Source organism: Amycolatopsis thermophila, assembly GCF_030814215.1.
GTDB classification, from domain to species: domain Bacteria; phylum Actinomycetota; class Actinomycetes; order Mycobacteriales; family Pseudonocardiaceae; genus Amycolatopsis_E; species Amycolatopsis_E thermophila.
In genome coordinates this window covers 4423125-4442983 of the sequence record NZ_JAUSUT010000001.1, presented here as the reverse complement: position 1 = coordinate 4442983, position 19859 = coordinate 4423125, and the positions used below count along the sequence as shown (strand labels likewise).

The 19859-nt window shown below is 73.1% G+C and carries 18 protein-coding genes and 2 pseudogenes; 10 read left to right on the top strand and 10 right to left on the bottom strand.

Annotated features, from left to right (window positions below; genetic code table 11):
- Window positions 1-54 precede the first annotated feature (54 nt).
- From dgoD to FB470_RS21740, 3 genes and pseudogenes are all read right to left on the bottom strand, one after another.
- Window positions 55-1199, bottom strand: a pseudogene (dgoD, locus tag FB470_RS21750) (galactonate dehydratase).
- Complete coding sequence (locus FB470_RS21745; protein WP_306994262.1) at window positions 1196-1906, bottom strand: FadR/GntR family transcriptional regulator; 711 nt, start codon at window positions 1904-1906, stop codon at window positions 1196-1198. The pseudogene dgoD and the gene FB470_RS21745 overlap by 4 nt, the downstream one beginning before the upstream one ends.
- Window positions 1907-1936: 30 nt before the next feature.
- Entirely contained in the window at window positions 1937-2656 is a 720-nt protein-coding gene (locus FB470_RS21740; RefSeq protein WP_306994260.1) for an SDR family NAD(P)-dependent oxidoreductase, read from the bottom strand.
- Window positions 2657-2809: 153 nt separating this feature from the next.
- Here FB470_RS21740 and FB470_RS21735 point away from each other — a divergent pair, with 153 nt between their 5' ends.
- From FB470_RS21735 to FB470_RS21715, 5 genes and pseudogenes are all read left to right on the top strand, one after another.
- On the top strand, window positions 2810-3793 hold the full coding sequence (locus FB470_RS21735) for a helix-turn-helix transcriptional regulator (protein ID WP_306994258.1): 984 nt from the start codon (window positions 2810-2812) through the stop codon (window positions 3791-3793).
- 102 nt (window positions 3794-3895) lie between these two features.
- Window positions 3896-4321 (top strand): hypothetical protein, encoded by a 426-nt coding sequence (locus FB470_RS21730; protein ID WP_306994256.1) that lies wholly within the window; start codon window positions 3896-3898, stop codon window positions 4319-4321.
- A complete protein-coding gene (locus FB470_RS21725; protein ID WP_306994255.1) occupies window positions 4318-4641 on the top strand; it encodes a hypothetical protein in 324 nt (107 codons plus the stop codon). The genes FB470_RS21730 and FB470_RS21725 overlap by 4 nt, the downstream gene beginning before the upstream one ends.
- Before the next feature lie 3 nt (window positions 4642-4644).
- Window positions 4645-5652: a hypothetical protein gene (locus tag FB470_RS21720; RefSeq protein WP_306994254.1), complete on the top strand. Its 1008-nt coding sequence runs from the start codon at window positions 4645-4647 to the stop codon at window positions 5650-5652.
- Window positions 5653-6340, top strand: a pseudogene (locus tag FB470_RS21715) (integrase core domain-containing protein); the annotation flags it as partial.
- A gap of 196 nt (window positions 6341-6536) precedes the next feature.
- On the opposite strand, the gene FB470_RS21710 reads toward FB470_RS21715, so the two are convergent.
- Window positions 6537-7124 (bottom strand): dihydrofolate reductase family protein, encoded by a 588-nt coding sequence (locus FB470_RS21710; RefSeq protein ID WP_306994253.1) that lies wholly within the window; start codon window positions 7122-7124, stop codon window positions 6537-6539.
- 107 nt (window positions 7125-7231) lie between these two features.
- Between FB470_RS21710 and FB470_RS21705 the strand changes: the two genes are divergently transcribed.
- The 4 genes from FB470_RS21705 to FB470_RS21690 all read left to right on the top strand — a co-directional run bounded on the left by FB470_RS21705 (window position 7232) and on the right by FB470_RS21690 (window position 13170).
- The gene (locus tag FB470_RS21705; protein ID WP_306994252.1) at window positions 7232-9706 is read left to right on the top strand and encodes a helix-turn-helix transcriptional regulator; all 2475 of its coding nucleotides are present in this window, start codon (window positions 7232-7234) and stop codon (window positions 9704-9706) included.
- 162 nt (window positions 9707-9868) lie between these two features.
- Entirely contained in the window at window positions 9869-10312 is a 444-nt protein-coding gene (locus FB470_RS21700) for a helix-turn-helix transcriptional regulator (RefSeq protein ID WP_306994251.1), read from the top strand.
- Between the two features lie 10 nt (window positions 10313-10322).
- Window positions 10323-10730: a VOC family protein gene (locus tag FB470_RS21695; protein ID WP_306994250.1), complete on the top strand. Its 408-nt coding sequence runs from the start codon at window positions 10323-10325 to the stop codon at window positions 10728-10730.
- Between the two features lie 61 nt (window positions 10731-10791).
- On the top strand, window positions 10792-13170 hold the full coding sequence (locus tag FB470_RS21690) for an excinuclease ABC subunit UvrA (RefSeq protein WP_306994249.1): 2379 nt from the start codon (window positions 10792-10794) through the stop codon (window positions 13168-13170).
- 45 nt (window positions 13171-13215) lie between these two features.
- On the opposite strand, the gene FB470_RS21685 is transcribed toward FB470_RS21690, so the two are convergent.
- The gene (locus FB470_RS21685) at window positions 13216-13791 is read right to left on the bottom strand and encodes a dihydrofolate reductase family protein (protein ID WP_306994248.1); all 576 of its coding nucleotides are present in this window, start codon (window positions 13789-13791) and stop codon (window positions 13216-13218) included.
- Window positions 13792-14074: 283 nt separating this feature from the next.
- Here FB470_RS21685 and FB470_RS21680 point away from each other — a divergent pair, with 283 nt between their 5' ends.
- Window positions 14075-14356 carry a hypothetical protein gene (locus tag FB470_RS21680; RefSeq protein ID WP_306994247.1) on the top strand — a complete coding sequence of 94 codons (282 nt, stop codon included), beginning with the start codon at window positions 14075-14077 and terminating at the stop codon, window positions 14354-14356.
- A 387-nt stretch (window positions 14357-14743) separates the two neighbouring features.
- Here the strand turns inward: FB470_RS21680 and FB470_RS21675 are convergent, their stop codons facing one another.
- The 5 genes from FB470_RS21675 to hisD all read right to left on the bottom strand — a co-directional run bounded on the left by FB470_RS21675 (window position 14744) and on the right by hisD (window position 19856).
- Window positions 14744-16168, bottom strand: a complete 1425-nt coding sequence (locus tag FB470_RS21675; RefSeq protein ID WP_306994246.1) for a PP2C family protein-serine/threonine phosphatase — start codon at window positions 16166-16168, stop codon at window positions 14744-14746.
- Between the two features lie 7 nt (window positions 16169-16175).
- Window positions 16176-16892, bottom strand: a complete 717-nt coding sequence (locus tag FB470_RS21670) for a GAF and ANTAR domain-containing protein (RefSeq protein ID WP_306994244.1) — start codon at window positions 16890-16892, stop codon at window positions 16176-16178.
- Window positions 16893-17071: 179 nt separating this feature from the next.
- The gene (locus tag FB470_RS21665) at window positions 17072-17809 is read right to left on the bottom strand and encodes an HpcH/HpaI aldolase family protein (RefSeq protein WP_306994242.1); all 738 of its coding nucleotides are present in this window, start codon (window positions 17807-17809) and stop codon (window positions 17072-17074) included.
- Entirely contained in the window at window positions 17806-18558 is a 753-nt protein-coding gene (locus tag FB470_RS21660) for an SDR family NAD(P)-dependent oxidoreductase (RefSeq protein ID WP_306994240.1), read from the bottom strand. The genes FB470_RS21665 and FB470_RS21660 overlap by 4 nt, the downstream gene beginning before the upstream one ends.
- Window positions 18555-19856 carry a histidinol dehydrogenase gene (gene hisD / locus FB470_RS21655; RefSeq protein ID WP_306994239.1) on the bottom strand — a complete coding sequence of 434 codons (1302 nt, stop codon included), beginning with the start codon at window positions 19854-19856 and terminating at the stop codon, window positions 18555-18557. Before hisD ends, FB470_RS21660 begins: the two co-directional genes overlap by 4 nt.
- Between the last annotated feature and the right edge of the window lie 3 nt (window positions 19857-19859).

Genomic DNA, 19859 nt, shown 5'->3' with positions numbered 1-19859 from the left:
GCCGTCGAACCGCAGCCCCTCGCCGAGCCGAACCGGTCGGCCACGCCTGCCAGGTCACCATTCCGCGAACGACCCGTCCTCGTGCCGCCACACCGGGTTCCGCCACCGGTGCCCGGTCCGGTCCGCCGCCCGCACGGCGTCCTCGTCGATCGACACGCCGAGCCCGGGCGCGTCCCACCGCCGGATCGCGCCGCCGGGGAACGCGAACGGCGCGCGGTCCAGCACGTAGTCCAGCAGCTCGGCCCCCACGTTGTAGTGGATCCCGATGCTCTGCTCCTGGATCAGGAAGTTCGGTGTGGCGAACGCGACCTGCAGGCTCGCCGCCAGCGCGAGCGGCCCGAGCGGGCAGTGCGGGGCCAGCAGCGCGCCGAACGTCTCGGCCAGCGACGCGATCCGCCGCACCTCCGAAATCCCCCCGGCGTGCGAAAGGTCGGGTTGCGCCACCGCGATCCCGGCCTGCAGCGCCGGCAGGAAGTCCGTCCGCGAGTACAACCGCTCGCCACACGCCACCGGCACCGCGGACGACGACACGACGTCAGCCAGCCGGTGCGAGAACTCCGGCAGCACCGGCTCTTCGACGAACAACGGGTGCAGCGGCGCCAGTTCCGGGAGGACCCGCCGCGCGGCGGCCACACCGAACCGGCCGTGGAAGTCCACCGCGACGTCGCGCGAGTCCCCCACCGCCTCGCGCACCGCGGCCAGCCGCGCCACCACGTCGGCGACCTCGGCGCGGGTCGGTATGCGGCCGATGCGCCCCGAGGCGTTCATCTTCACCGCGGTCAGGCCCGCGGCCACCTGCGCGGCCGCCGCGTCGGCCACCTCCGACGGCTCGTCGCCGCCGATCCAGCCGTACACGCGCACCTCGTCCCGCACCGCGCCGCCCAGCAGCTGGTGCACCGGCGCGTCGAGCGACTTGCCGAGGATGTCCCACAACGCCTGGTCCAGCCCCGCGACGGCGCTGGACAGCACCGCCCGCCGCGGTAGAACGCCGCCTTGGTCATGAGCTGCCACAGGTCCTCGACCCGCCGCGGGTCGCGGCCGAGGAGCAGGTCGGACAGTTCGCCGACCGCCGCGCGGACGGTGTCCGCCCGTCCCTCGACGACCGGTTCGCCCCAGCCGACGAGACCGTCGTCGGCGGCCACCCGGCAGAACAGCCACCGCGGCGGCACCAGGAACGTCTCGACGGAGGTGATCTTCACGCGTCGTCCTTCTCCCGGACGCCGATGACACCCGCGACGTCCTCGGCGGCCTTGTCCAGCAGTGCGGTCACGGCGGCCGCGGCGGCGCCGGGGTCGCCGCGGTGGATCGCGTCCACGACGACGGCGTGGCTGGGCACCGGATCGCCGGCGTGGGTTTCGTGCACGAGCGCGTCCCGCAGGCTCAGCGCGGGCTCGATGAACACGTCCATCCGCGCCAGCATCTCGTTGTGGGTCGCCTGCAGCAGCGCCCGGTGCCAGCGCAGGTCGGCCGCGACCTCGGCGGCCGCGCCGCGCGCCGTGCGCATTTCCTCGAGCGCCGCGTCCAGCTCGGCGAGGTCGTCGTCGTCCCGGCGCCGCGCGGCCATCGATGCGGCGGCCGGTTCGACCACGGCCCGCACCTCGGCGAGGTCGCGCAGCACCGCGGCCGTGTCGCCGGCCTCGCTGCGCCAGCGGATGACGTCGCTGTCGAGCAGGTTCCAGTGTTCCCGCGCCCGCACCGACGTCCCGCGCTTCTGGCGCGCCTCGACCAGTCCCTTGGCCGCCAGCACCTTGAGCGCCTCGCGTAGCGCGGTCAGGCTGACGTCCAGGTCCCGGCCGAGGTCGCCGAGGTCGATCACCGCCCCCTGCGGGATCTCCCCGGACACGATGCGCGCGCCGAGCGTGGCCACCGTCTGGCCGTGCACACCGCGACCGGTGTAGGCACTCATGCGCCCATCCTCCCCGTCCTCACGACCCCGTCACGACGACATCTTGGAGACGCTCCAGCCGCCGTCGACGGTCAGTGCGGCACCGGTGACGAACGAGGCGTCGTCGCCGGCGAGGAACGCGATCGCCGCGGCGACTTCCTCCGGTCTGCCCAACCTCTTCACGGCGGTCTCCTCGGCGCTGCGCCGCCTGTCCGCCTCGCCGATCCCGTCCCACGCGGCGGTCAGCACCGGCCCGGGCAGCACCGCGTTGACCCGCAGAACCGTGCCGTACTCGACGGCGAGCTGGCGGGCCAGGCCGGTCAGCGCCGCCTTGGTCGCGGCGTAGGCGGGGCGGCCGGGCAGGCCGACGAGCGCGTGCACCGACGAGGTCAGCACCACCGCGCCGGTGCCGTTGCGGGACAGGTCCGCCAGGCAGGCGCGGAACCCGAGGAACGTGCCGGTCAGGTTGACCGACAGCTGCCGGTTCCACGACTCCAGCGTGGTTTCGTGGGCGGGCAAGACGTCGACGGTGCAGGCGTTGCTGATCAGGATGTCCACCGGCCCGAGTTCCGCGTGCACCCGTTCGATCGCCTCGGCCCAGGAGTCCTCGGAGCTGACGTCGCACCGGATCGCGAGACCGTGGATGCCCGCGGCGACCTCGCTGCTGTCGTGGACGTCCAGCAACGCCACCGCGGCACCGCCGGCGGCGAGCCGCCGCGCGGTCGCCGCGCCGATGCCCTGCGCGGCTCCCGTGACGACCGCGACCTTCACGACACCTCCATGAGCTCGGGTGGCCGCGACGGCAGTTGCCGCACCCGGCCGCCAGTCTCACCCAGCCCGAGCCACGGCGTCAATATTAATTATTAATTAATGTGAACCACCCGAGTAGCGACCCCTCAGCCGAAGACCGAGATGATGTCCACCATGACGGCGAAGGTGCTGACCGGCCTCCTGTCCGAAGCGGGCGCGGAGGCCTACGACCGGTTGCACACCGCCGGTCAGCTCACCCTCGGCACCGGGCCCGGGGAGTTCGACCTCGACAGCGAGGTCGGTCGCGAGCTGCTCGACGCGGGGCTCGTCACGCTGGCCGGCGCGGGTGGCCAGCCGCGGTTCGTGCGCGTGGTGCACCCGGTGATCGCGTTGCGGCGGCTGCTCGACCGGCAGCACCGGCAGCTCTCGGCGCTGCAGGGCCGCCTGGCGGAGTCGTGGGAGCGGTTCGCCGACCTCGTCGCGCCGACCACCGGCCTGGCGCAGGGCGCGCTCGACGGGGAGGACGTCCAGGCGGTCCGCGACCCGGCCGAGATGGCCCGCCTCGCCGCCGGGCTCTACCGGTCGCCGCGGCGGCTGCTGCGGGCGACGTTCAACGCGCGGTCCGGGCACAACCCGACCACCGAGGGCCTGCTGCTCCCGCCGCCGGACGCGATCGCCGCCGGCGTCGAGTTCCGCATGCTCTACGACGCCGAGCACGCGTCCGACGAGTGGGGTTCGCACAGCATCGAGCAGTCGGTGCTGGCCGGGGAGCAGGCCCGGATCCGCCGGTCGGTGCCGGTGAAGATGATGCACGTCGACGACAGCGTCGCCCTGGTCACGATCGACCGCACCGGCGCGGACGGCGCGTTGCACGTCCGCTCGCCGGCCCTGCTGGCCCTGCTCGCCGAGTGGTTCGACGCCCTGTGGGACGCGCCCGGCACCACCACCATCGGCGAGTCGGCCCCGGCCGAGCTCACCCCGGCGCGGCACAAGATCCTGCGCCTGCTGGCCGCGGGCCTCACCGACGAGGCGATCGCGCGACAGACCGGCACCGCCGTCCGGACGGTCCGCCGGCACGTCGGGGCGATCCTCGAGCTCCTCGGCGTGGAGAGCCGGTTCGCCGCCGGGGTCGCCGCGGTGCGCCGCGGCTGGCTGTAGAGGTGACCACAAGCGGACATTGTCCGGAATGGACCTGGTGACAGCAGGGTTTCGGACGTCACACTTCGGTCCGTCCGAGGGGGAACGACCGGAGGGGGAGCCATGCGGCGGAGAACGGGGAGGGCCGTGACGCTGGCCGGGATGGTGGCGCTGTTCGCCGGGCTCGGGATGAGCCCGGCGAACGCCGCCACGAACCCCTACACACCCCAGGAGGTGTGCGGCTCGGGCTACCGGGTGATCGACTCGCGGACGGCGACGTGGAACGGCAAGGCCTACGCCGGGGTGTACCTGCTGTACGCCTCGGGCGGCTACAACTGCGTGGTCACGATCAAATGGACCGCGATCGGCACCCCGACCGACACGATGGCCGGGCTGTACCGGGATTCCGAGGACTCCGGCCGCAACGTCATCGACCAGGGTGACTACAAGTACTACGCCGTGGCCAAGGGGTACGCGCCGGACTGCATCAAGTACGCGGGCTGGAGCGGCGCCGCCGTCGCGGTGAGCGGATGGGGATGGTGCGCATGAGCGGCGGGTACGAGGTCGACCTGTCCGGCCTGGAGGCCGCGGGCAAGGCGCTGGGCAAGGCGGCCGGGTCGGCGGCGGAGAACGCGGGACGCCTGCACGCCTGCCGCACGAACGTCGAGTTCACGGATGGGTCCACTTTGGACGATCTGCTGCGGGGCGACGCCGAGAACCTGCCGTTGCGCAAGCTGGAGGGCGTCATCGCGAAACTGACCGATCTCGTCGAACGACGGCAGACGCACGTCGCCGACGAGCTGGACTACGCGGGCAAGGCGATGCTGAAGATCAAGGCGCTGTACGCGCGCGCCGACGGGCAGGGCTGAGCGGTGGGCAAGTACGAGGAGTACCGGGAGCAGCTCTTCGCCGAGTTCCTGCGGCTGGCCGGCGTCATCGAGGACTGCGCGAAGATCCTGCTCCAGCAGACGCCGGCGCCGGTGATCGAGGGCGTGGGCACCCAGACCGAGGAGTACGTCCGGCAGCTGTCGATCGACGCGGCGAAGAAGAAGGAAGTGGTCTGGGAGGCCTACGAGCTGCTCGGCCAGGTGCACGGTTACCAGGCCGGAGCTGCCGAGGCCGCCGACCGGGCGCGCGCGCAGCTGCCGTCGGTCGGCGTCACGGTGGACGACGTCGACGGCGACTTCAAGTCGGTCCGGGAGGCGCTCGAGGACTGGGCGGGGTCGGGCGCCCTGGCGGTGAAGGGTGCGCTGAACGACCTGGAGACGTTCGTCGGGAACCAGTCGGCCTACGTCGCGTACCTGGACAAGGTGCTGGAGCAGTACGCCCTGCTCGTGCGGACGGGCGAGGACAACGCGGAGAAGCTGGCGGAGAACATCACGAAGGCGCTGACGGATGCGGCCAAGCACCGCACCGCCGCCAAACAGGAGTTCGCGCTGACCATGTTCTACGGCACCGCCGGGCTCATCGAGGCGGTCAAGAAGGCGGAGCTGGTCAACGGGATCAAGAACATGGAGCAGGTCGTCGGCGCGATCCAGAAGCTGCAGAAGACCTGGGAGGAGACCGACCCGGACAAGATCATGACGCAGTTCCGGGCCGACGTGCTCCAGGCGCGGACCAACCTGGCCGAGGCGGGCGACCGGCTGGCCGGCTACTTCACCGCGATGCTGGAGAACATGGCCAAGGAGAACGCGCACAGCTTCTTCAAGGACCCGGCGGTCGGCATCGACGTGACGAGCCCGAACTTCAAACCGGCCCAGTTCCGGCTCAAGGAAGCCACCAACTGGGACGAGTTCGCGCGCGCCGTGGAGAAGCTGCCGAAGGACACCCCGGCCCCCACTCGCGGCCCGATCGCGCAACGGCTGGACGCCGCGGGCTAGGTGCGCTGGAACGCGCCGTTGACACCCACGGGTAGTCACATCACCGTCGCCCGCTGGGTGGGCCGCTCTCGCCAGCACGGCCCGGCGGGGATGAACGACCGGTCCAGCCGGCCGCATCACAGCCCGAACCGCACGTAGGTTGCGGTGGAGGCTCTGGTCGTGATGTTGCGGGAGGAGCACAAGATCGGCCGGGCGCCGGCCGCATGTGAGCGGGCCACCGGCGAGCCGATTCGCCGCTACGAAAGGAACCATCCCGGCGAGATGGTGCACGTCGATGTCAAGAAACTCGGCCGCATCGCCCGACGGAGGCCGGCACAAGGTCCTGGGCCGTGCCCAAGGCCAGGAAAACCAGGTCCGCACCAGCGGCGGCTACCTCTGCCTGCGCACCACTCTGGGTGATCGCTCCCGCCTGGCCGACACCGAGATCCTGCGCGACGAGAAAGCTGCCACCTGCGCAGCCCTTCTGCGCCGCGCGCACGCCTGGTTCACCCGCCCCTGGCGACGCCAAACGAACGGGAGGGTGGAACGCCTCCACCGCACCCTGCTCGACCAATGGGCCTACCACCAGCCCCACACCTCAGAAGCCCACCGACAACACGCCTTCCGCGGCTGGCTGGACCGGTACAACCACCACCGACCCCGTACCGCCATCGGCGACAACACCCCAGCCAGCCGCGCCACCAACCTCATCGACAACACAGCTAGGCCCCAGACGGCCGGCCACAGTCGCGGCATCGGGCGAACCGGCCGGACGGACGCGGGACCACCGCGCTGACCGCGGGGGCCGGGAGGGTCGGCCGGCCCCCGCGCCCGGCTGATCACGGCCCGCCCCGCGCGGCCACTCCCCGACCGACCCCACGCCCCACCCGCGGCCCACCGCCTTCTCACCCGCGGCGCACCTCGTACGCCAGGTGCGTCACGCCGTTGCCCTCGATGACCGTCGGGTCGCTCAGGTGCACCGGGGCCTTCCCCAGGTTTTCGAACCACCGCACGCCCTCGCCCAGCAGGACCGGCACCTGGTCGACGTTGATGGCGTCCAGCAGGCCCGCGTCCAGCACCTGCTGGGCGATCTTCGCGCTCGCGACGACCACGTCCTTGTCCCCGGCCAGGTCCGACGCGACCCGCACCGCCTCCTCGACGCCGGACACGAACGTGAACGTCTCGGTGTGCGGCCAGTCCGCGGGCGGCTCGTGCGTTACGACCACGACCGGCACGCCCAGCGGGTGCCGGCCGCCCCAGCCCTGGGTGATGTCGAACAGGTGACGGCCCGCGATCAGCGCGCCGACCCCGGCCATGGCGCTGCGCATGTACTCCGCGCTCGCCGGCGACATCCGGAACGTCGCCCACTCCACCGCGGTCGGCACCTCGACCTCACCGTTGCCCATCCAGCCGAACAGCTGGTCGATGCCGTCGCCGGGGTCGGCGATGAAACCGTCGAGGGACATGGACATGTTGGCGATGACCTTGCTCATCGGAGTTCTCCTTCTGCCTGGTGAACCGGACACCGACCACTCTGCCGACGCCGCGGTCCCGGAATATCGGCCACCTGGCCACCTTCGGAGTGGCAGACTGATCCGCGATGTCAGCCACCCTGCCGCCGCAGCTCACCCCGTTCGTCGGCCGCGGCCCGGAACTCGGCGCGCTCGCCGCGGAGCTCGCGGGGGCGCGGCTGGTCACCGTCGCCGGGCCGGGCGGGTGCGGCAAGACCCGGCTGGCGCTGCAGGTCGCCGCCGCCCGGGACGACGTGTGCTGGGCGGACCTCACCGCGACCACCGACCGGGCCGTGGTGCCGCAACTGGTGGCCGCCGCGGCCGGCACCCTGGGCGGCGGGTCGCTGCCCCGCCAGATCGGCGACCGGCGGCTCCTCGTCTGCCTGGACAACTGCGAGCACGTGCTGACCGCCGCCGCCGAGGTGGCGCTGGAACTGATCACCGGCTGCCCGAACGTCACCGTTCTCGCCACCAGTCGGGAGCCGCTCGGCGTTCCCGGCGAACGCGTGTGGCGGGTCCCTCCGCTCAGCGCCGCCGACGCGGTCGCGCTCTTCCGCGCCCGCTCGGGCACCGGGGAGGACACCGCGACCGGCACGGTGTGCGCTCGGCTGGACGGCATCCCGCTGGCGATCGAGCTGGCCGCGGCCTGGTCCGGCACCCTCACCGTGCCCGAGATCCTGCGCGGCCTGGACGACCGGTTCGCGCTGCTCGTGCGCGGCCCGCGCGGGGTGGCGGCGCGGCACCAGACGCTCGCGGCGTCCATGGCGTGGTCCCACGACCTGCTCGACGAAGCCGACCGGGTCCTGTTCCGCCGCCTCGGGGTGTTCCACGGCGGGTTCACGCTCGACGCGGCGGGCGCCGTGTGCGGCCTCGGCCGGATGGACGTGCTCACCGGGATCGGCCGCCTGGTCGACAAATCGCTCGTCATCGCGGACACCACCGGGCCGGTCACGCGGTACCGGATGCTGGAGACGATCCGCCACTACGCCCTGGCCCGGCTCGCGTCCGCGGGCGAGGAGGACGAGATCCGCGACCGGCACCTCCGCACCTTCCTCGCCGTCGCCGAGGGCGCCGCGCCGCTGCTGGACACCGACAAGGACGCGTGGCGCGCGCTCGTCGGGGCCGACCAGGAGAACCTGCGCGCCGCCATCGAACACGGCCTCGCCGCGGCGGACCCGGACCGCGGGCGGCGGCTCACCGCGGCGCTGGCCTGGCTGTGGCACCTCAACGGACGCGGCCACGAGGGCATGGCCCTGCTGCGCCGGGCCATCGACCGCGGCCCCGCGGACACCGCGCTGCAGGCGCGCCTGCTCACCGGGCTGGCGCTGGTCGCCGACACGACCCAGCCGCTGGGCCTGGACTACGACGCGGCGCAGGCGGCGCTGGCGATCGTCCCCGGCGACGGGCTGGCGACCCTGCTCGGCGCGCTGGGCGAACTCGTCCGCGACTTCGACGCCGCGGCCAAGCTCGCCGAGCAGGGGCGCGCGAGCGAGGACGGGTTCGTCCGCGACGGTTCGACCGCGCTGCTGGGCATCATCGCCCACCTCCGGGACGACCACGACACCGCGGCCACCCTGCTGGAATCGGCGATCGACGGGCTGCGGCGCAGGCACGACCGCGGTGTCGCCTCGACCGCCCTGGCGTTCCTGGCCACCAGCGCGCTCCACACCGGGCAGGTGGAGCGGGCCCGCGACCTCGCGGCCGAGAGCGTCCGGGTGGCCCGTCCGCTCGACGACTACCACCGCATCGGCTCGGCGACGAGCGTGCTGGCGATGGTCGAGGGCACCGCGGGGCGGCTCGACGAGGCGCGCGCGGCGCTCGACCCGATGGTGCGGCTCGTGGCCGGCGCCGAGTCCGCGCCGTTCGTGCCCGGCCTGGCCAGGGCGAAGGGCTACCTGCACCTGTGGTCGGGTGAGCCGGCGGAGGCGGTGCGCTGGTTCCACCGGGAGGCCGGCGACGGCCGCCTCACCCCGCCCACGCTGGTCGGGCTCGCCGAAGCCCACCGGCGGCTCGGCGACCTCGGCACGGCGGCCGCGGCCTGCGAGCGCGCGCTGACCGCCGCCCGCGACGCCGGGATGCCGAAGGTGATCGCCGACGCGCTCGAACAGTCCGCCTTCCTCGCCGAGGCGCCCGAGGGCCTGCACCACGAGGCGCTCGTGATCCGCGCCCGGCACGGGTTGTGGCTGTGCTGCCTGAGCAGCCTGGAAGCACTGGCCGACGGCGACGAACCGCTGCGGCGGGCGTGCGAACGCGCGCGGTGGGACATGGGCCTGCCCCACGGCGTGGCCGACGAGAACGCGATGCCCCTGCGCGAGGCGATCGCCTACGCGCGCCGCGCCCGCGGGAAGCGGGGCAGGCCGGAGAGCGGCTGGGGCAGCCTCACGCCGACCGAGGAGAGCGTCGCGCGCCTGGTGGTGGAGGGCCTGAACAACCCGGACATCGGCACCCGCCTGTTCATGAGCCGGAGCACGGTCAAGACGCACCTGTCGCACATCTACGCCAAGCTCGGCATCACCAACCGCACGGAACTGGCGGCGCGCTGGCGCGAGAACGACGACCGGTGACCCCGCGCCGATGCCGGCCCTCAGCTCGACGGTGGCGCGACGTGCTGCGCGTCCCCCGGGCCCGCCGTCGCCGGTGAGGTCGCCTCACCCGTGCCGGGGGTCCGGCTGGGTCCGGGCCGGAACCGCCACCACCCCTGCCGCCGGTGTGGCACGATTCCGCAGGTGACGAGAAGCGCCAATGCGGAGGCCCGCCTGCGGGACCTCGCCCGGCTGCGCCGGGTCCGCGACCGCATCGATCGCGAGTACGCGCAGCCACTGGACGTCGAAGCGCTGGCGCGGGGCGTGAACATGTCCGCGGGCCACCTCAGCCGCGAGTTCCGCCGCGCCTACGGAGAGTCGCCCTACAGCTACCTGATGACGCGGCGCATCGAGCGCGCCATGGCCCTGCTGCGGCGCGGTGACCTCAGCGTCACCGAGGTCTGCTTCGAGGTCGGCTGCTCGTCGCTGGGCACGTTCAGCACGCGCTTCACCGAGCTGGTCGGCATGCCACCGAGCACCTACCGGGCCGAGGCGGCCCGCGCGACCGAGGGCATGCCGCCGTGCGTCGCGAAACAGGTGACCCGACCGATCAGGAATCGAGAAGCGCCGACGACGGCACGTGGTTAGCGTGGCCGCCATGGACATCACCATTCACGCGAGCTACCTCCCGCACACCGACTACGAGGCCACCCTGGCCTTCTACCGCGACACCCTCGGCTTCGAGGTCCGCAACGACGTCGGCTACCAGGGCATGCACTGGATCACCGTCGGCCCGCCCGGCCAGCCGGTGAACATCGTCCTGTACCCGCCGGCCGCGAGCCCGGGCCTCACCGACGACGAGCGCAACGCGATCTCGGAGATGATGGCCAAGGGCACCTACGCCAGCATCAACCTGGCCACCAAGGACCTCGACGCCACCTTCGAGCGGCTGCAGGCCGGCGACGCCGAGGTCGTCCAGGAACCGACCGAGCAGCCCTACGGCGTCCGCGACTGCGCCTTCCGCGACCCCAACGGCAACATGATCCGCATTCAGGAACTGCGCTGAGCGCTCCGGCGGATGTGGAGGCCGCGACCCCGCGGCCTCCACTCGACACGATGGAGAAACGATGACCACGGCCAAGCGGAAACCCGCGCCGCACGTCGCCGACACGCACGAGAAGATCCGGGTGCACGGCGCGCGCGAGAACAACCTCGCCGACGTCAGCATCGAGATCCCCAAGCGCAGGCTGACGGTGTTCACCGGGGTGTCCGGCTCGGGCAAGAGCTCGCTGGTGTTCGCCACGATCGCCGCCGAGTCGCAGCGGCTGATCAACGAGACCTACAGCGCGTTCGTGCAGGGCTTCATGCCCACGCTGGCCCGGCCCGACGTGGACGTCCTGGACGGGCTGACCACCGCGATCATCGTCGACCAGCAGCGCCTGGGCGCCGACCCGCGCTCGACGGTGGGCACCGCCACCGACGCCAACGCGCTGCTGCGCATCCTGTTCAGCCGCCTCGGGAAGCCGCACATCGGCTCGCCGAAGGCGTTCTCCTTCAACGTCGCCTCGATCAGCGGCGCCGGCGCGGTCACGGTCGAGCGCGCCGGGCGGACCGTGAAGGAGCGGCGCAGCTTCAGCATCACCGGCGGCATGTGCCTGCGCTGCGAGGGCCGGGGTTCGGTCAACGACATCGACCTGACCCAGATCTACGACGAGAACAAGTCGCTCAACGAGGGCGCCATCACCATCCCCGGGTACAGCATGGAGGGCTGGTACGGCCGCATCTTCCGCGGGTCCGGCTTCTTCGACCCGGACAAGCCGATCAAGAAGTACACCAAGAAGCAGCTCGACGACCTGCTCTACAAGGAACCCACCAAGATCAAGGTCGACGGCATCAACCTCACCTACTCCGGTCTGGTGCCGTCGATCCAGAAGTCGATGCTGTCCAAGGACATCGACTCGCTGCAGCCGCACATCCGCGCCTTCGTCGAGCGCGTCGCGACCTTCACCACCTGCCCCGACTGCGACGGCACCCGGCTGACCGCGGAGGCCCGCTCGTCCAAGATCGACGGGATCAGCATCGCCGACGCGTGCGCGATGCAGATCAGCGACCTCGCCGAGTGGGTCAAGGGCCTGGACGAGCCGACGGTCGCGCCGCTGCTGACGTCGCTGCGGGACACCCTCGACTCCTTCGTGGAGATCGGTCTGGGCTACCTCTCGCTCGACCGGCCGTCGGGCACGCTGTCCGGCGGCGAGGCGCAGCGCACCAAGATGATCCGCCACCTCGGGTCGTCGCTCACCGACGTCACCTACGTCTTCGACGAGCCCACCATCGGCCTGCACCCGCACGACATCCAGCGGATGAACGACCTGCTGCTGCGGTTGCGGGACAAGGGCAACACGGTGCTGGTGGTGGAGCACAAGCCGGAGACGATCGCGATCGCCGACCACGTGGTCGACCTCGGCCCGGGCGCCGGCACCGCGGGCGGGCGCGTGTGCTTCGAGGGCACGGTCGACGGGCTGCGCCGGAGCAAGACCGTGACCGGACGGCACTTCGACGACCGGGCCAAGCTCAAGGACACCGTCCGCACGCCGTCCGGGAAGCTGGAGATCCGCGGCGCGACGACGCACAACCTGCGCGACGTGGACGTCGACGTCCCGCTGGGGGTGCTGTGCGTGGTCACCGGCGTGGCCGGTTCCGGCAAGAGCTCGCTCGTGCACGGGTCGATCCCCGCCGGTGAGGGTGTGGTGTCGGTCGACCAGGCCCCGATCCGCGGGTCCCGGCGGAGCAACCCGGCCACCTACACCGGGCTGCTGGAACCGATCCGCAAGGCGTTCGCCAAGGCCAACGGCGTGAAGCCGGCGCTGTTCAGCGCGAACTCCGAGGGCGCGTGCCCCACCTGCAACGGCGCCGGTGTCATCTACACCGACCTGGCGATGATGGCCGGGGCGTCCACGACCTGCGAGGACTGCGAGGGCAAGCGGTTCCAGGCCGCGGTGCTGGAGTACCGCTTCGGCGGCCGCGACATCAGCGAGGTGCTGGCGATGCCGGTGACCGAGGCCGCGGAGTTCTTCGGCGCGGGCGAGTCACGGGTGCCCGCCGCCCACGCGATCCTGGACCGGCTCGCCGACGTCGGCCTCGGCTACCTCAGCCTCGGCCAGCCGCTGACCACGCTGTCCGGCGGCGAGCGGCAGCGGCTCAAGCTGGCCACGCACATGGGCACCAAGGGCGGGATCTACGTCCTCGACGAGCCCACCGCGGGCCTGCACCTGGCCGACGTCGAACAGCTGCTCGGCCTGCTCGACCGGCTCGTGGACTCCGGCAAGTCGGTGATCGTGGTCGAGCACCACCAGGCCGTCATGGCCCACGCGGACTGGATCATCGACCTGGGCCCCGGCGCCGGGCACGACGGCGGCCGGATCGTCTTCGAGGGCACGCCCGCCGACCTGGTCGCCGAGCGCTCCACCCTGACCGGCGAGCACCTCGCGGCCTACGTCGGCGCGTGACGCCCCGCCGGGGCCACCCCCAGTGAGCGGCCCCGGCGGAACCCGTCAGCGGACGACGTCGTAGACGAGCTTCTGGACGCCGTTGCCGTAGGACTCGCTCTCCAGGAGCCGCAGGTTCTGCTTGTCCTTGTCGGTGTCGCTGAACAGCCGCTTGCCCGCGCCCAGCAGGACCGGGAAGACCAGCAGGTGGTAGCGGTCGATCAGGCCGGCGTCGGACAACGCGCGGTCGAGGGTGGCGCTGCCGTGGACGATGATCGGGCCCCCCTCGGTGTCCTTGAGCGCGGCGACGTCGTCGAGGGACCGCAGGATGGTGATCTCGCCCCAGTTCGTCACCAGGTCCTCGTCCTTGAGCGTGGTCGACACGACGTACTTCGGCATCGCGTTGTAACCGGGGAACTCGGTGGTCATGCCCGGCCACACCGGCGCGAAGACCTCGTAGCTGACGCGGCCCATCAGCATCGCGGTGGCCTCGCCCTGCTCGCGGCCCTTGAGCTCGTAAGCCGCCTCGTCGAACGGGATGTCCCGGAAGGTCCAGCCCGAGTTCCGGTAGCCCGGCTCGCCGCCGGGTGCCTCGACGACGCCGTCGAGCGAAACGAACGCGGTCGCGATCAGGGTGCGCATGGGTCCTCCTCGGTGGGTGTGGTGTGCTGTCACCAGTGCATCGATCGGCCACCGGCGAATTCGACAGCCCGGGGAAGATTTTTTCCGGGGGTGCTGCGGGCGGGGCGGTCGTGTTAGCCTGTCGCCGTGCAGCGCCCGATGACGTCCTCGCGACTCGTAGCCCGGCGCGCCGGCTGAACCAGGTCGCCGGCGCGCAGTACCGGCGACCGCGGACGAGCGGCATTCTCCTTTCGGGACCTGGCCCGTCGACCGTTGCCAGTTCTCTCACCCGCGGAGATGTCCCGTGTCCGTCCACACCGCCTACCCCACCGCCCCGGCTCCCCGGTCGCTGCCGGTGCGCCGCCGGATCGCCACCTACTTCACCGGCGGGGTCGAGGAGATCCCGCGCCTGGTCGGCGTGCTGGCCCAGCGGGGCCACCTGGTGCACGAACTGTCGGTCGACATCCGTGACGGCGTGCGCGAGAGCAGCATGGCCTGCGCCGTCCTCCTCCCGGGCGACGAGATCGAGCAGCTGCTGACCCGGCTGCGCGAACTGCCCGCGGTCGTCTCGGCCGAGCTCACCTGACACGCGCGGTCTCCGGAGGCCGGTTCCGCACCTCGCGCACACCGCCCGTGCACGTGGGATGCGGTCCCCGCGCCGTTGACGACCCGAGCCCCCTCCCCGGCGAACGCGAGCACATGCGCCCGCCCGGTCCCGCGTCCCGCGCCGCCGGCCGCCGGCCGCGGCGTCAGGGGCCGCGGGCGCTGGTCCACCTCGCCAGCACCATCGTCGCGTCGTCCTGGAGGACGCGGCGCGCGGTCTCCGGAGACCGGTTCCGCACCTCACGCACACCGCCCGTGCACGGGGGATGCGGTCCCCGCGCCGTTGACGACCCGACCCCCTCCCCGGCGAACGCGAGCACGTGCGCCCGCCCGGTCCCGCGTCCCGCGCCGCCGGCCGCCGGCCGCGGCGTCAGGGGCCGCGGGCGCTGGTCCACCTCGCCAGCACCATCGTCGCGTCGTCCTGGAGGGCTCCGTGCTGGTGCTTGAGCACGGCCTGCACGACGCGGCGCGCGGTCTCCGGCGGCGGGTGCCCCGCGGCGGCTTCCCGCTGGAGGAAGTCGGCCAGCCGCTCCTCGCCGAAGAACGTGCCGTCGGCGTCGCGCGCCTCGGTGATCCCGTCGGTGTGGATCACGAGCCAGTCGTCCGGTTCGAGCGTCTCCTCCCCGATCGTCAGCTCCTCCGCGCCCAGTCCGAGCGGGCGGCGGCGCCCGTCCGTGAGCGGCTTGACGACCTTGCCGCCGCGCATGATCAGCGGCGGCGGGTGCCCGGCGTTGAGGTAGCGCATCCGGCCGGTCCCCAGGTCGATCTCGGCGAGCACCGCGGTCGCGAAAAGGCTCCGGCCGAACTGGCCGGCGATGATCTCGTCGATGGCCCGTGCCTGTTCGAACAGGCCCATCCCGTCCCGGCGGGCCGCGCGGTAGGCCGACAACGCCGTCGCGGTGATCAGCCCGCTGCCGAGGTCGTGCCCGACGGCGTCGAGGACGATCAGGTCGGCGGTGGTCTCGGAAAGGGCGTAGTCGAAGGCGTCACCGCTGGCCCGCTCGCTCGGCTCGACCACGCCGGTGACGACGAGGTTGTCCACCCCCGCGGTGAGCGGTGGCAGCAGGGCCCAGATCAGTTCGGCGCCCAGGGTCCGCGACGTCCGGATCCGCACCCGGTCGAACGCGTCGCCGTACCCGTCGACCGCCGTCACCAGGTGCCCCAGCAGGCTCGCCAGCCAGCGGCACTGGGTGCGCAACCCCGGGTCGTACAGCTCGGCCGGGTCGTCGACCTCGACCTCGAGGACACCGAGCCGCTCGACACCGTCCAGCAACGGAACCCACAGGCGGGGACGCCCCGGGGTCTCCGCGGGCAGCACCCGCACCTCGCGGAAGGCGCGGCCGGCGAGGGTGTTGTCGATGTCGAGCGCCTCGCCGCCGCCCATCGGGTGCAGCCGCCGCTGGTCGTAGTCGACGAGGTACACCGCCGGGGCCACCCCGAGGACACCGCCCGCGGCCGTCACCAGAGCCGGCAGCCGCTCCGGCGGCGACAGCACGGCGCCCTCCAGCAGCCGCACCAGGGCACCGAGCGGGCGGCCGCGGGGACGGCTGTCGCGGAACGGACGGCTGTAGGTGGCGCGCACGGCCGGGACCAGCTCGTCCAGCCGCTCGTTGACCGCCTGCGCGAGCAGGTCCGCCTGCGCGCCGGGCAGCGAGCCGCGGGCGGCCAGGTAGTCCTCCAGCGCGCGCGGCCCGGCCGCGCCGCCGAGCTCGAAGTACCGGCTCCACAGTTCCCCGGCGGTCAGCCCGCCCCGCCGCCAGGCCTGGGCGATGCTGCGCTGCTGCTCGCCGGTCATGACGCCCTCAGCGCCGCCGGCGCACGGTCGTCCCGGCCAGTCGTTCCGCCTCCTCGCGCACCGTCCGCCGGTGCCGCCGGGCGGCGTCGGCGAGGGCGAGGAACGCGGTGTGCTCGTCGACCCCGTCGCGGCTCATCACGATGCCCTTGGCGAGGGTGACGGCGTCCCGGCCCCGCAACCGGTCGCCGAGCGCCTCGCCGATCCGCTCGGCATCCTCGGCGCCGCGCACGTTGTTCAGCAGGACGGCCGCCTGGTTGGCGAACATGGCGAGCACGTGCTCGGTCCGGGGGCCGCAGACGCCCGGGCCGGCGCCGTAGATCTTCAGCGCTCCCAGCGCACGCGCGCCGGCGACCAGCGGAGCGCTCACGCAGGACCCCACGCCCGCGCCCGTCGCGGCTTCCGCCCAGGCCGGCCACCGGGGCTCGTCGCGCAGGTCGTCGGCCCGCACGACCACCCGCTGCTCCCAGGCGGTCAGGCACGGCCCTTCGCCCAGCCGGTACTGGAGGCTGTCGGCGCGCCACACCTCCTCCGCCGTGGCCGCGACGGTCGAGCGCGTCCCGCCCTCGTCCAGCAGGGAGATCCCCGCCCCGGCCGTACCCGGGACGGTCTCGGTGACCAGGGCGGTCAGCAGCGACAGGGCCGTCTGTACCTGTTCCCGGGACAGCAGCAGACCGGACACGTGGGCGAACACCAGCCCGAGGTCCTCGGCGAAGTCGGACCCCACTGTCCTCACCTCCTCGCCCGCGAAGCCGGTCGTTGCCGGGCCTTCCGAGCAGGAGTCCGGCGACCTCCGCCGACCTACCCACCGCGCCACCGCGTCAAACGGGGACGCGGGTGCGGGACCGCGCCGGGCCGGTGCGGTCCCGCACCCGGGAGGGGTCACGGGCAGTCCGGAGAGGACGGTCAGCGGCCGGTGAGGCCGCGCAGCGCGTGGAGCAGCACGTGCGCCAGGTTGTAGATCACCGCGCCGGGCGGGGCGGCCGCGCCCTGCTCCACGGTTGCGACGATGCTCGCCATCGGCTTGCCCGCCCGCTCCGCCGCGTCCGCGACCTCCGTCATCGCCTGTGCCACACGGGGTTCGGCGGCGCCGCCGGTCAGGCCCATCGCGACGGACAGGTCCGCCGGGCCGACCAGGACCGCGTCCACACCCGGCACCGCCAGGATCGCCCCCGCGGCCTCGCAGGCGGCGGGCGTCTCGAGCATCGGTACCACGATCGTCGTCTCCGCGGACCGTTCCAGGTGCTCGGCGATGCCGCGCGCGCCGAACCGGCCGGCCCTGCTGTACGTCGCGAAACCGCGCTCGCCCAGCGGCGGGTAGTGCGCCGCCGACACGATGGCGCGGGCCTGCCCGGCGGTGTCGACGTGCGGCACGATGATCCCGTCCGCGCCCAGGTCCAGCACCCGCAGCACGAGGGCGGGCTCGGCCGCGCCGACGCGCACCAGCACGCCGAGCCCGTGCGCCTGGGCCGCCACCACGTGCTGCTGCAAAGGGACCAGGTCGGCGGGCCCGTGCTCGCAGTCGAGCACCACGAAGTCGAGTCCGGCCACACCGGCCATCTCGACGAGCGTCTCCGACGGCAGCCGCAGCAGCCCGCCGAGCAGCCGCTCCCCCGCCGACAAGCGCTGTTTCAGCGTGCTCATCGCGCCACCATCCCGGCCGACAGGTCGATGTCCGCGGCGCACAGCCCCGGCATCCGCAGCATGGCGAGCACCGCCGCCGCCACCTCGGCCTCGGTGACCATCCTGCCCAGCGCGGCGCGGCTGGTGAACGCCCGCTCCGCCTCGTCGTAGCTCACCCCGGTGCGCTCGGCCTCCAGCCGGAAGTTCCGCGTCATCCGCGGTCCCTCCACCGGCCCGGGCGACAGCGAGTTCACCGCCACCCCGGACGGCCCGGCCTCGGCCGCGAGCGTGGCCGTCAGCCCGATCACCGCCATCTTCGACGCGCAGTAGGGCGTGCGGCGCGGCAACGGCCGCTTCCCGCTCACCGAGGCGATGTTGATGACGTCGCCCGCCCCGCGCGCGACCATCGCCGGCAGGAACGCCCGGCACACCAGGTACACCCCGCGGACGTTGACGGCGAAGACCTCGTCCCACTCCTCCGGCGAGACCTCGACCAGCGGCTTGACCGGACCCGCCACGCCCGCGTTGTTGACGAGCACCGAGATCTCCTCGCCCGCCAGCTCGCCGGCGAGCGCGGCGACCGACCCCGGGTCGGCGACGTCGCACACCGCGGCCCGGCCCGGTCCCGGCAGCGCCGCCACCGTCTCCTCGAGGGTGTCCCGGTTCCGCCCGGTCACCACGACCCGCGCACCGGCCTGCGACAGCGCCACCGCGATCGCGCGGCCGAGGCCGTTGCCGCCCCCCGTGACCAGTGCGGTGCGCCCCCTCACGCCGGGTTCCACGACAGCTCACCGCGCCGGAACCCGGCCGCGCGCACGTCGCCGGACCGGGCGTGCCCCTCGAACAGCTCCACCCGCGCCGCGCGCCCGCACACCTCGCCGAGCCGCACGCTCGACTCGCTGTTCGTGACCTCCTGGTAGGTGACGGTCTTGAGGTACTTGCCGACCCACAACCCGCCCGTGTAGCGGGCGGCGCCGCGCGTGGGCAGGACGTGGTTGGTGCCGATCACCTTGTCGCCGAAGGACACGCACGTCCCCGGCCCGAGGAACAGGGCACCGTAGTCGCGCATCTTCTCCAGCGCCTGACGCGGCTCGGCGGTGAGCACCTGGACGTGCTCGGAGGCGTAGGTGTCGGCCAGTGCGAAGGCCTCGTCGAGGGAGTCGACCACGTGGATCTCGCCGTGGTCGCGCCACGCCGGCTCGGCGAAGTCGCGGGTGGGCATGCCGGGCAGGAGCGCCTCGACGTGGTCGAGTACCTCCCGCGCGACGGCCTCGGAGGTGGTGATCAGCACCGCCGGGGAGTCCGGGCCGTGCTCGGCCTGCGACAGCAGGTCCACCGCCACGACGAACGGGTCCGCGGTCTGGTCGGCGACGACGAGCACCTCGGTCGGGCCGGCGAACAGGTCGATACCGACCTCGCCGAACAGCTGCCGCTTGGCCTCGGCGACGTAGGCGTTGCCCGGCCCGGCGATCAGGTCGACCCGTCCGATGGTCTCGGTGCCCACGGCGAGGGCGGCCACGGCCTGCACGCCGCCGAGCAGGTAGATCTCGTCGGCGCCCGCGAGGTGCATGGCCGCGACGGTGGCGTCGGGCACCTCACCGCGGATCGGCGGCGTGCACGCGGCGACGCGCGGCACCCCGGCGACCTTCGCGGTCACGATCGTCATGTGCGCCGACGCGGTCAGCGGGTACCGGCCGCCCGGGACGTAGGCGCCCGCCGCGGCCACCGGGACGTGCTTCTGTCCCAAGTGGACACCCGGCAGCGTCTCGACCTCGAACTCCCTGAGCGAGTCACGCTGGTGCCGCGCGAAGGTCCGCACCTGGTCCTGCACGAACCGGATGTCCTCCAGCACCTGGGCCGGCACCCGGGCGACGATCTGGTCGACCTGCTCCGGCGACAGCCGGAACGACTCGGGCGACCACGAGTCGAACTTCGCGGAGTAGTCGCGAACGGCGGCGTCGCCACGCTCCCGGATGTCGGCGATGATCGCGCGCACGCGCTCGGCGACGTCGGTGCGCCGGGCCGCGACCTGCTCGACGGGCACGGCGGATTTCAGGACCTTGGGCATGGG

Coding starts and splice junctions, on each gene's coding strand:
- FB470_RS21745 (WP_306994262.1), bottom strand. CDS start 1,906: ATGAGTGCCTACACCGGTCGCGGTGTGCACGGCCAGACGGTGGCCACG.
- FB470_RS21735 (WP_306994258.1), top strand. CDS start 2,810: ATGACGGCGAAGGTGCTGACCGGCCTCCTGTCCGAAGCGGGCGCGGAG.
- FB470_RS21730 (WP_306994256.1), top strand. CDS start 3,896: ATGCGGCGGAGAACGGGGAGGGCCGTGACGCTGGCCGGGATGGTGGCG.
- FB470_RS21725 (WP_306994255.1), top strand. CDS start 4,318: ATGAGCGGCGGGTACGAGGTCGACCTGTCCGGCCTGGAGGCCGCGGGC.
- FB470_RS21710 (WP_306994253.1), bottom strand. CDS start 7,124: ATGAGCAAGGTCATCGCCAACATGTCCATGTCCCTCGACGGTTTCATC.
- FB470_RS21705 (WP_306994252.1), top strand. CDS start 7,232: ATGTCAGCCACCCTGCCGCCGCAGCTCACCCCGTTCGTCGGCCGCGGC.
- FB470_RS21695 (WP_306994250.1), top strand. CDS start 10,323: ATGGACATCACCATTCACGCGAGCTACCTCCCGCACACCGACTACGAG.
- FB470_RS21690 (WP_306994249.1), top strand. CDS start 10,792: ATGACCACGGCCAAGCGGAAACCCGCGCCGCACGTCGCCGACACGCAC.
- FB470_RS21685 (WP_306994248.1), bottom strand. CDS start 13,791: ATGCGCACCCTGATCGCGACCGCGTTCGTTTCGCTCGACGGCGTCGTC.
- FB470_RS21675 (WP_306994246.1), bottom strand. CDS start 16,168: ATGACCGGCGAGCAGCAGCGCAGCATCGCCCAGGCCTGGCGGCGGGGC.
- FB470_RS21665 (WP_306994242.1), bottom strand. CDS start 17,809: ATGAGCACGCTGAAACAGCGCTTGTCGGCGGGGGAGCGGCTGCTCGGC.
- hisD (WP_306994239.1), bottom strand. CDS start 19,856: ATGCCCAAGGTCCTGAAATCCGCCGTGCCCGTCGAGCAGGTCGCGGCC.